We start from the raw sequence: 9,308 nt of genomic DNA on the forward strand, positions 1-9,308 counted from the left end.
GGAGAACGCACATGGAATTTCTTGGATTGGATTACACCACCCTGCGCGTGATCTGGTGGTTGCTGCTGGGCATCCTGCTGATCGGCTGGGCGGTGATGGATGGTTTCGACCTGGGCGTGGGCACGCTGCTGCCGTTCGTGGCCAAAACCGATGAAGAGCGCCGGCTGGTGATCAACACGGTCGGCCCGGTGTGGGAAGGCAACCAGGTGTGGCTGGTGCTGGGGGGCGGCGCGATCTTCGCCGCCTGGCCGCCGCTGTACGCGGTCAGCTTCTCCGGCTTCTACCTGGCGGTGTTTGCCATGCTGTTCGGGCTGATCCTGCGCCCGGTCGGCTTCAAGTACCGCAGCAAGCTGCCCAGCAAGCGCTGGCGCGACAACTGGGACCGCGTGCTGTTCGTGGGTGGTCTGTTGCCGGGCCTGATTGCCGGCGTGGCCGTGGGTAACGTGCTGCTGGGCGTGCCGTTCCACTTCGATGACAGCATGCGCATCTTCTATACCGGCTCGTTCTTCGGCCTGCTGACCCCGTTCGCCCTGGTGGCGGGCCTGGTCAGCGTGGCCATGCTGGTCTCGCACGGTGCGGCGATGCTGGTGATCAAGACCGACGGCCCGGTGGCCGATCGTGCCGCCCGCTACGGCAGTGTGGCGGCGATCATCAGCTTCGTGCTGTTCGCCGCGGCCGGTGCCTGGGTGGCCTTCGGCCTGCCCGGCTACCAGATCACCTCGCAGGTGGTGACCGACGGCCCGACCAACCCGCTGCTGAAGACCGCGGCCATCGGCACGGCCGCCGGTGGCTGGCTGCGCAACTACAGCAGCATGCCGCTCACCATTGTGTTCCCGGTGCTGGGCCTGCTGGGTGCACTGGCCAGCGCGGCCCTGCTGCGGGCCCGCCGTGGCGGCCTGGCCTTCATCGCTTCGGGCGCATCGATCGCCGGCATCATCCTGACCGTCGGCTTTGCCATCTTCCCGTTCCTGTTGCCTTCCTCCAGCCAGCCCGGTTCCAGCCTGACCGTCTGGGACAGCTCGTCCAGCCACCTGACGCTGGGCATCATGCTGGTGGCCACGGCGATCTTCCTGCCGATCATCCTCGCCTACACCACCTGGGTGTACCGCGTGCTGAAGGGCAAGACGACCACCGAAGAGATGGACGAGAACCCGAACGCGTATTGATTGGAAGGTGTGCCGACCAACGGTCGGCACCCACCCACAAGCAAGGCGTACCGATCAACGGTCGGCGCCTTCCCCGAATGAAGGAGAAACGAACATGTGGTATTTCGCCTGGATTCTCGGCACCGGCCTGGCCTCCACCGTGGCCATCCTCAACGGCATGTGGTTCGAATCGCGCGAGCAGAACCGCGCCGAACAGGAAAACCGTCGTTGATGTGAAAAAAACCTTGCCGCCTTGGCCTTCACACGGTATCTTAGGCGGCTCCTTCGGGGTGTAGCTCAGTCTGGTAGAGCGCTACGTTCGGGACGTAGAGGTCGCAGGTTCGAATCCTGTCTCCCCGACCACTTCGGTGGTCGCATTGAAGCCTGGTGAGGTTGTCCAGGCTTTTTTGTTCCCTGAAGTGACACTGCTCCGGCAGTGTGAAGGAAACAGCTTTCACCCCTTGCCGCCACCGGGGTGAACAGCTAGAATAGGCGGCTCCCTTCGGGGTGTAGCTCAGTCTGGTAGAGCGCTACGTTCGGGACGTAGAGGTCGCAGGTTCGAATCCTGTCTCCCCGACCACTTCGGTGGTCACCAAGAAGCCTGGAAGACGACAGTCCTCCGGGTTTTTTTGTATCTGCAACCGGCGCCCCGCCCATGTGGCGGCCGCAATGCCGCGGCCACGTACAATGGCCCCCTGCCCCCACCTGTCGCACCGGCCTGGCCCGGTGCCGCCGCTGCACGCCAACCATCGCGCGTGCGCCACCTGCAAGGATTCCGCATGACCACCGCACCCCAAGCCTCGCCCTCACTGCTGCACGGGCGGCTGCTCGCCTTCGCTGCCATCCTGCTGGCCGCGGTGAACCTGCGCACCGCGGTGACCTCCATCACCCCGCTGCTGGACGTGCTGGGCCAGCATTTCGGCTTCGGCACCACCATGACCGGGGTGCTGGGCATGTTGCCGACCGCCTCCTTCGCCCTGTTCGGCGTGGCCACCCCGGCCCTGGCCCGCCGCCTGGGGCTGGAACGCACCACCCTGCTGGCCATGACCCTGGCCATGGCCGGCCTGCTGCTGCGCTCCAGCGCCGGCAACGTCGGCACCCTGCTGCTGGGTTCGGTGATGGCCCTGGCCGGCATGGGCATCGGCAACGTGGTGGTGCCGCCGCTGGTGAAGCGCTACTTCGCCAACAAGGTGGGCACCATGAGCACGCTGTACATCAGCATGCTGCAGCTGGGCACCATGCTGCCGGCGCTGCTGGCGGTGCCGGTGGCGCAGGCGGCCGGCTGGCGCGTGTCGCTGGGCATGTGGGCGCTGCTGGCCCTGGCCGCGGCCCTGCCTTGGCTGATGCTGGCCCGCCGCGCGCCGCACGCGCAGCTGGCGGCCAACGATCCCAGCGCCCAGCCGCACGGCAAGGTCTGGCGCACCTCGCTGGGCTGGAGCATGTCGCTGATGTTCGGCATGACCTCGCTGATGACCTATTCCATGTTCACCTGGCTGCCGCGCATCGTGGTGGAAGCCGGCGCCACGCCGGCGTTCGGCGGGGTGATGGTGGCCGTGTTCTCGGCGCTGGGGCTGCTGCCGTCGCTGGTCATCCCGTCGCTGGCGGTGCGCCTGCAGAACCCGTTCCCGCTGGTGCTGATCGGCTTCTTCTCGTTCGTGATCGCCTTCACCGGCCTGCTGCTGGCGCCGATGAAGGCGCCCCTGCTTTGGGCCGCCCTGCTGGGCGTGGGCCCGTCCACCTTCCCGCTGGCGCTGACTCTGATCAACCTGCGCACGCGCACCGCCACCGGCTCGGCGGCGTTGTCCGGCTTCATGCAGGGCGTGGGCTACAGCTTCAGCTGCCTGGGGCCGTTCCTGGTCGGCTGGCTGCACACGGTCAGCAACGGCTGGGGCCTGCCCTTCGGCTTCCTGTTCGGCTGCGCCACGGTGATGCTGTGCGCCTCGTGGGTGGCCTGCAAGCCGCGCCGGCTGGAAGACCTGTGGTGATCTGAGCCAGCTTGCCCCGCCGTCTACACACTGCTTCGGCGTGAACTGACGTAGCGTGTCCAAAGCTGACGCGGGACGCGTGCTGGCCGAAGGGCCGGGGCGTGCCGTCCCGGCAGCGCTCGGCGCCGCGTTGGCCGCCGGAGCACTGTGATTTCGCAGTCCAAGCCTTTGGCGGAAGGGGAGGTGCGATGGAAATGGCCGTTGTCGCGCGGCAGTTGCGTGCAAGGGAAACGGCGAGGCTCTGGCCTCCCTGGAGCGTGTCAGCTAAAGTTGGCATGTGATGTGCGTCACACTTTTTGCACATCGTCCAAGAATGGATGCTGAAGGGGGAATTCATGGTTGTTCATCGACCGCTGGCGCTCTGCGTCGGTCTGGCCTGCGCCGCTCTGGCGTCCTGGGCCCACGCGGCGCCGCCGCCCACCCAGGCCACCCGTGCCGAGCGGCTGGCCGAAATCGGCCATTACCGTGACCAGGCCCGCTGGGTTGACGCGCTGGCCGCCATCGAGCGCGCGCAGCAGGTCGAGCCCAACGACGACCTGCTGTACAAGCTGCAGGTCCTGACCCTGGGTGACATCGGCAACGCGCATCGGGCGTGGCGCCTGTACCAGGCGCGGCCGCAGCTGTTCGACGCCGACCAGAAGGCACGGCTGGAAGCGAACTACGTGGCCAAGCTGGTGAACTGGAGCCTGGCCTACGGGCAGACCGAAGATTCCCGCCTGGACGAAGCCGAGGATGCGCTGGCGGAGATGGAGCGCTACGTGCAGCGCGACGGCACGCCGCTGGCACAGGCCCCGCTGCGCATCCGCATGGACCGGCTGATTCTGCTCAACCGCCTGTCACGGCATGCCCAGGTGCGCGATGAAGCTCGCGCCCTGCAGGCCGAAGGCCATGCCCTGCCCGACTATGTGTTGCCGGCGGTGGGCGATTCAATGATGGCCACCCAGCACCCAGACGAAGCCATTCCACTGCTGGAAACGGCAGTGAAGAACGACCCTTCGCGCTTCCAGTCCCGTTCCGAACTGGCCTACGCCTACCTGGAAACCGAACAGGCGGCAAAGGCCATCGGCTACCTGCAGGCCTGGCAGAAGGACGAACCGGCCTGGCGCTGGGGCGGCGGCAAGAGCCCCTACGCCAACTGGGCGCGCTACGAGGCCGACGTGAACCTGGCCATGATCCGCGCCTACAGCGGCGACCTGCCCACCGCACAGCGCGAGCTGGAAGCGCTGGTGGACGTGGCCCCCGGCAACGGCGGCCTGCAGACCGCGCTGGGCAGCGTGTACCAGATGCGCGGTTGGCCGCGGCGTTCGCTGGAACGCCACCAGATGGCCTATACCCTGGACCCGCGCGACGTGTCGCCGCGCCTGGGAATGCACGAAGCCTATGTGCAGCTGCAGCGCGACGACCTGGCACGGCCGCTGCACGACGACCTGCTGCAGCGCTACCCCAACCAGCCCTCGGTGCAGCGCATGGACCGTGACTGGCGCGCACACCGCGGCTGGCAGCTGCAGGCCACCGTGGAAGGCGGCCGCAGCTCGGGCGGCGGTGGCACCTCGCCGCTGGGCAACGACGACCTGCATTACGGCATGGAAGTGGCCACGCCGATCCTGGACGATCGCTGGCGGTTGTTCGCCTTCGCCGACCGCCGATCGGTCACCTTCCAGGACCAGAAGATCAACCCGCTGTGGATGGGCGCGGGCGTGCGCTACCGCTTCGGCCGTGCCGACGCCGAGGCCGCCGTGCTGCGCCCCAACGACAGCATCGGCGACACCGGCCTGCGCGGCGGTTTCGGTTGGCAGTTCAACGACCACTGGCACGCCGGCATCACCGCGGCCCGCAACGACCCGGAAGCCTCGATGCAGGCGCGCGTCTCCGGCATCACCGCCGACAGCGTGGCCGTGGCCGTGGACTACACCCGCAACGAACGCACCCACTGGAGTCTGGGCGGCAGCCAGTTCCGCTATGACGACGGCAACCGCCGCGACACCCTGACCAGCGCCATCGAGCAGCGCCTGCTGACCCGCCCGCGCCTGCTGATCGATGGCCTGGGCAGCGTCTACACCAGCCGCGGCAGCCAGGACGATGCGCCGTACTTCAATCCGTCGCGCGACCGCTCGGTGGAGATCGGCCTGCGCATCGACCAGCAGCTGTGGCGCCACTACGAACGCCACTTCCGCCACCGCCTGACGGTGTCGCTGGGCGACTACTGGCAGGAAGGCTATGGCAGCGCACTGATTCCCAGCGTGGCCTACCGCCACGAATGGCAGTTCAGCCAGGGGCGCATCCTGGAATACGGGGTGAGCTGGTCGCGGCCGGTCTACGACGGCCAACGTGAACGTCATCTCGGCTTCGATGCCGCGCTGCGCTGGGGAGAGTGAGATGAAACGGATGCTTCGCTACCTGATGACCACCGTGCTGCTGGGCCTGCTGGCCCTGGCACTGCCGGCCGCCGCCCAGCAGCCCACCGAGCTGGATGCCAGCGACAACGGCCTGCTGATCCTGAGCTACCACGACATCCGCGATGACGTGCGCGAAAAGGCCGACGCCGACGCCTACGCGGTCAGCACGCAGAACTTCGCCGCACACCTGGACTGGCTGTCGGCGCATGGCTACCACCCGATCTCGCTGTCGCAGCTGATCAAGGCCTCGCGCGGGGAAGCCACCCTGCCGCCGCGGCCGGTGCTGCTGACCTTCGATGACGGCCTGCGCAGCGTCTACACGCGGGTATACCCACTGCTGCGTGCCTACAACTACCCGGCGCTGGTGGCAGTAATCACCGATTACGTGGACATGGCACCTGGCCGCACCATCGATTACGGCTATCGGCCGTTCGGCCACGATGATTTCCTGACCTGGGCGCAGCTGCGCGAAATGCAGTCCAGCGGCCTGATCGAACTGGCCAGCCACACTGACAACCTGCACCACGGCGTGCAGTCCAACCCGCAGGGCAACCAGACCCCGGCGGTGATCACCCGCGTCTACGACCCGAAGGCGCAGCGCTATGAAACCGCGCAGGAATACGAACAGCGCCTGCGCGCGGACCTGGGCCGCAGCGTACAGCTGATCAAGAAGGAGCTGGGGGTAACGCCGAAGGCGATCGTCTGGCCGTATGCCGCCTACAACCAGCTGAGCAACGACATTGCCGAGCAGCTGGGCATGCCGGTGTCGTTCGACCTGGAAGGCCGCAGCACGCCGGTCACCCGCGACCTGCACGGCCTGGCACGCCTGCTGGTGACCAACAACCCGAACACGGCGTCGCTGGCCTTTGAACTGCGCCGCAATGTCGGCCTGGACGGCACCCGCGCGCTGCAGATCGACCTGGATGCGGTGTACGACGCCAACCCGGCCCAGCAGGCGCGCAACCTGGATGCGTTGATCGAACGCGTGAAGAAGGTCGGCCCCACCCACGTCTACCTGCAGGCCTTCGCCGATCCGGACGGCAACAACACCGCCGATGCGCTGTACTTCCCGAACCGGCACCTGCCGATGCGCGCCGATCTGTTCAACCGCGTGGCCTGGCAGCTGAAGACCCGTGCCGGTGTGAAGGTGTATGCGTGGCTGCCGGTGCTGGGCTACGAGCTGCCCGATGCCGCACAGCGCACCGCGCTGGGTATCGCCAGCCCGGAACACGATGGCATGTACCGGTTGGACTTCACCAAGCCGCAGGCGCGGCAGATCATCAAGGACATCTACGAAGACCTGGCCATCAATTCGTACTTCGAAGGCCTGCTGTTCCATGACGATGCCTACGTGCGCGACACCGAACTGGCGCAGCTGCCGCAGGAAGGCCTCGATGGCGGCCGCACCCAGGCACTGATCGACTTCACCCTGGAACTGCGTGACAGCGCGCAGCGCTGGCGACCGAAGCTGGGCACGGTGCGCAACCTGTACGCCCAGCCGGTGCTGGAACCGCAGAGCGCCAACTGGTTCGCACAGCGCCTGGATCTGTTCAACAAGGCCTACGACCGCACTGCGCTGATGGCCATGCCGTGGATGGAAGGCAGCCGCCACCCCGAACGCTGGCTGGACCGGCTGGTCACCGCCGTGCGCGCGCACGACCCGGACCTGAAGCACACCATGTTCGAGCTGCAGACCGTGGACTGGCGCACGCAGACGCCGATCAGTGGCCAGCGCCTGCGCGCCCAGGTGCGTCGCCTGCAGGCACAGGGCGTGCGCCACTTCGCGTGGTACCCGGACGATTTCATTGCCGACAAGCCGTCGACCGTGGACGCGCGCGCCGCGATGTCTGCGCGCAACTTCCCGTACCCGGAGAAGTGACATGGACATGAGCCCCTGGCTGTATGCCCTGTTCCAGTTCGCCTTCTTCTACCCGATGGTGATGGCGTTCTTCTGGATGTCCGGCGGCCTGTACTACTTCTTCCGCCGCGAGCGGAAGTCGCGGCCGCGCAACGATCCGCCGCCGATGGACGAGTACCCGTTCGCCACACTGCTGATTCCCTGCCACAACGAATCGGACAACCTGGACGACACCATCGGCGCGGCGCTGGCCCAGCGTTATCCGGACTTCGAGGTCATCGCCATCAACGATGGCAGCCGCGATGACACCGGCGCGCGACTGGATGCACTGGCCGCGCAGCACCCGCGCCTGCGCGTGGTGCACCTGGACCGCAACCTGGGCAAGGCCAATGCACTGCGCATGGGTGCGCTGGCCGCGCGTTCTGAATATCTGGTCTGCATCGATGGCGATGCCATGCTGGAAGAGTACGCCATGCACTGGATGGTCTGGCACCTGACCAGCGGGCCGCGCGTTGGCGCAGTGACGGGCAACCCGCGCATCCGCAACCGTTCCACCCTGCTGGGACGCCTGCAGGTGGCCGAGTTCTCCTCGATCATCGGCATGATCAAGCGTGCCCAGCGCGTGTACGGGCGCATCTTCACCGTGTCCGGGGTGATCGCCGCGTTCCGCCGCACCGCCCTGCACCGCATCGGTTACTGGGCCGATGACATGGTGACCGAAGACATCGACATCAGCTGGCGCCTGCAGCTGGACCACTGGGACATCCGCTACGAACCCAACGCGCTGTGTTTCATCCTGATGCCCGAGACCCTGAAGGGCCTGTGGCGGCAGCGCCTGCGCTGGGCCCAGGGTGGCGTGGAAGTGCTGCTGCGGCATGGCGCTTCGTTGTTCAGCTGGCGCAAGCGGCGCATGTGGGGCGTGTTGCTGGAGTACATCCTGAGCGTGTTCTGGGCGTACACCATGCTGTTGATCGTGGTGCTGTGGGCGCTGGGCAAGTTCATCCCGCTGCCGGCCCCGCTGTACATCGATACGCTGCTGCCGCAATGGCACGGCGTGATCCTGGCGCTGGTCTGCCTGCTGCAGTTCGCCAGCAGTCTGATCATCGACCGTCGTTACGAAACACACATTGGACGCAATTACTTCTGGGTCATCTGGTACCCGATGGCGTACTGGTTGATCAGCCTGTTCACCACTCTGGTGGCACTGCCGAAGACGCTGTTCAAGCGCCGCGGCAAGCGCGCCACCTGGGTCAGCCCTGACCGGGGGATCCGATGAGCACCGTACGTGGCACCACAACCAAGAAACCGTCCAACCGCTTCGATTCGCGGTTGATCCAGAAGCCACGCCAGCAGCCGCGCCTGCAGCGCACGGCGTGGGGCTTCGTTACCCTGGCGTTCTGGGGCTTCTACTTCTACCTGTGGGCACCGTTGGTCACGCTGATCTCGTGGTTGCTGGGCGGGCAGATGGCGTTCGTGCAGCTGTACCAGCACAAGCAGCACCTGGACCCGTTCGTGATGATCGCGCTGCCGGTCATCCTGGTCTGCTGCACGGTGCTGCTGATCGCCTGGGCCGAGTACAACCGCTACCGTTTCGCCGGCAAGGAACGGCGCACGCCGCGGGTGGATTCGAGCCGGACCGAGATCGCCCATTCGCTGGGCGCCAGCGATGCCCTGGCCGATCTGCTGGTGAACGCCAAGGCCGTGACCCTGCACATGGATGACAACGCCCGCCCGGTGGGTCTGACGCGGCAGCCGCTTTTGTAAGGGGTGTTTTTTTGGCAGGGCTTGCAGCCCTGCACCTGCTTCAAGCAAGAGCAACGTCAACAGCTGGGTATCCGTGGGTGGCGGGGCGGTGTGGGTGGGCAGGACACGCCGCAAGTACGTCCGTGTAGCAACTGTGTTGTGGGATGGGATTTTGGCCGTC

The 9,308-nt window shown here is 66.6% G+C and carries 7 protein-coding genes and 2 tRNA genes; all 9 read left to right on the forward strand.

Going from position 1 to position 9,308, the window contains the following annotated elements; all coding sequences use genetic code 11:
- Positions 1 to 11 precede the first annotated feature (11 nt).
- The 9 genes from cydB to pgaD all read left to right on the forward strand — a co-directional run bounded on the left by cydB (position 12) and on the right by pgaD (position 9,148).
- A complete protein-coding gene (gene cydB, locus RTY46_RS12100) occupies positions 12 to 1,166 on the forward strand; it encodes a cytochrome d ubiquinol oxidase subunit II (RefSeq protein WP_108762455.1) in 1,155 nt (384 codons plus the stop codon).
- Between the two features lie 94 nt (positions 1,167 to 1,260).
- Positions 1,261 to 1,377, forward strand: a complete 117-nt coding sequence (gene cydX, locus RTY46_RS12105; protein ID WP_312708630.1) for a cytochrome bd-I oxidase subunit CydX — start codon at positions 1,261 to 1,263, stop codon at positions 1,375 to 1,377.
- A 54-nt stretch (positions 1,378 to 1,431) separates the two neighbouring features.
- Positions 1,432 to 1,508: transfer RNA gene (locus RTY46_RS12110), tRNA-Pro, on the forward strand.
- 140 nt (positions 1,509 to 1,648) lie between these two features.
- Positions 1,649 to 1,725 (forward strand) — tRNA-Pro (locus tag RTY46_RS12115).
- A 199-nt stretch (positions 1,726 to 1,924) separates the two neighbouring features.
- Positions 1,925 to 3,130: an MFS transporter gene (locus RTY46_RS12120; RefSeq protein ID WP_312708632.1), complete on the forward strand. Its 1,206-nt coding sequence runs from the start codon at positions 1,925 to 1,927 to the stop codon at positions 3,128 to 3,130.
- A gap of 335 nt (positions 3,131 to 3,465) precedes the next feature.
- Entirely contained in the window at positions 3,466 to 5,505 is a 2,040-nt protein-coding gene (gene pgaA, locus RTY46_RS12125) for a poly-beta-1,6 N-acetyl-D-glucosamine export porin PgaA (protein WP_312708633.1), read from the forward strand.
- A gap of 10 nt (positions 5,506 to 5,515) precedes the next feature.
- Positions 5,516 to 7,405, forward strand: coding sequence for a poly-beta-1,6-N-acetyl-D-glucosamine N-deacetylase PgaB (pgaB, locus tag RTY46_RS12130; RefSeq protein ID WP_312708643.1), 1,890 nt, complete (start codon positions 5,516 to 5,518; stop codon positions 7,403 to 7,405).
- A gap of 1 nt (position 7,406) precedes the next feature.
- Complete coding sequence (gene pgaC / locus RTY46_RS12135; protein ID WP_312708635.1) at positions 7,407 to 8,660, forward strand: poly-beta-1,6-N-acetyl-D-glucosamine synthase; 1,254 nt, start codon at positions 7,407 to 7,409, stop codon at positions 8,658 to 8,660.
- Positions 8,657 to 9,148: a poly-beta-1,6-N-acetyl-D-glucosamine biosynthesis protein PgaD gene (pgaD, locus tag RTY46_RS12140; RefSeq protein ID WP_312708637.1), complete on the forward strand. Its 492-nt coding sequence runs from the start codon at positions 8,657 to 8,659 to the stop codon at positions 9,146 to 9,148. The genes pgaC and pgaD overlap by 4 nt, the downstream gene beginning before the upstream one ends.
- Positions 9,149 to 9,308: the final 160 nt, after the last annotated feature.

Origin of the sequence: Stenotrophomonas sp., from assembly GCF_032056425.1 — a bacterium.
Lineage (GTDB): Bacteria > Pseudomonadota > Gammaproteobacteria > Xanthomonadales > Xanthomonadaceae > Stenotrophomonas.

Bases quoted from the DNA above. Each gene is read 5' to 3' on its own strand.
- pgaC (WP_312708635.1), top strand. From the start codon at position 7,407: ATGGACATGAGCCCCTGGCTGTATGCCCTGTTCCAGTTCGCCTTCTTC.
- pgaD (WP_312708637.1), top strand. From the start codon at position 8,657: ATGAGCACCGTACGTGGCACCACAACCAAGAAACCGTCCAACCGCTTC.
- cydB (WP_108762455.1), top strand. From the start codon at position 12: ATGGAATTTCTTGGATTGGATTACACCACCCTGCGCGTGATCTGGTGG.
- RTY46_RS12120 (WP_312708632.1), top strand. From the start codon at position 1,925: ATGACCACCGCACCCCAAGCCTCGCCCTCACTGCTGCACGGGCGGCTG.
- cydX (WP_312708630.1), top strand. From the start codon at position 1,261: ATGTGGTATTTCGCCTGGATTCTCGGCACCGGCCTGGCCTCCACCGTG.
- pgaB (WP_312708643.1), top strand. From the start codon at position 5,516: ATGCTTCGCTACCTGATGACCACCGTGCTGCTGGGCCTGCTGGCCCTG.
- pgaA (WP_312708633.1), top strand. From the start codon at position 3,466: ATGGTTGTTCATCGACCGCTGGCGCTCTGCGTCGGTCTGGCCTGCGCC.